This window comes from Cellulophaga sp. 20_2_10 (assembly GCF_023476645.1).
Lineage (GTDB): Bacteria > Bacteroidota > Bacteroidia > Flavobacteriales > Flavobacteriaceae > Cellulophaga.
On sequence record NZ_JAMCOJ010000057.1, the window covers coordinates 1 to 689 of the forward strand.

Genomic DNA, 689 nt, shown 5'->3' on the forward strand with positions numbered 1-689 from the left:
AAACGTTACCCAACATTTGAAAAAAGCATTAGTAATCATATTGACCTTAATCGGAATTGTAAGTTTTGGACAAGAAAATAAACTTGACCAAAATGAAAACGGAATGAATTCAATCGAACCGACTGAATTAGATAGTCTTTATGTTAGAGCATTAAATAGTCGGATTGATTTGATTTTAGGAAGTGGCTGGAATTACGTGGAAATGAGTGGTTATGGAAAAAGGATTGCGGAATTAAATGTTTCTGACCGAATTAAATTTTTAACTAACGAGGAACTAATTGATTTGTCGATTAAAAAGAAAAAAACGATTAACATAATTCGACTGAATCACAAAATAGTTGCGAAAGATACGATTGACATAATTTTTGGAGACGTTTCTGTTACTGCGAAAAGAGGAATATTTTTTCAACGTGGAATCCGATTTAAAAAAGCGGAATTTTCAGTTGGTTGTGGAGGAACGGATGGTTATCAACCTGATATCCGTTTTGTATTTGACCGAAAAGAAAATAAATGGAATTTAATAAGAAACCGATTTATAACGAAAAACGAATAAAAAACGTTGGGTAACACCGTATAAAATTAAGTGCTAATTTTAGCTTGTTTACGAAAATCCCTTCGGATTTTCTATTCAGTTTTTATTTACTAAATTAGTTTCTTAACCACGCACCTAACCTTATACAATTACGTTG

The 689-nt window shown here is 31.5% G+C and carries 1 protein-coding gene; it reads left to right on the forward strand.

Features of this window, described 5'->3' with window-relative positions:
• Window positions 1-553 (forward strand): hypothetical protein (locus M4I21_RS18515; protein WP_349628923.1); only part of this gene is annotated, 553 nt, incomplete at its 5' end.
• Window positions 554-689: the final 136 nt, after the last annotated feature.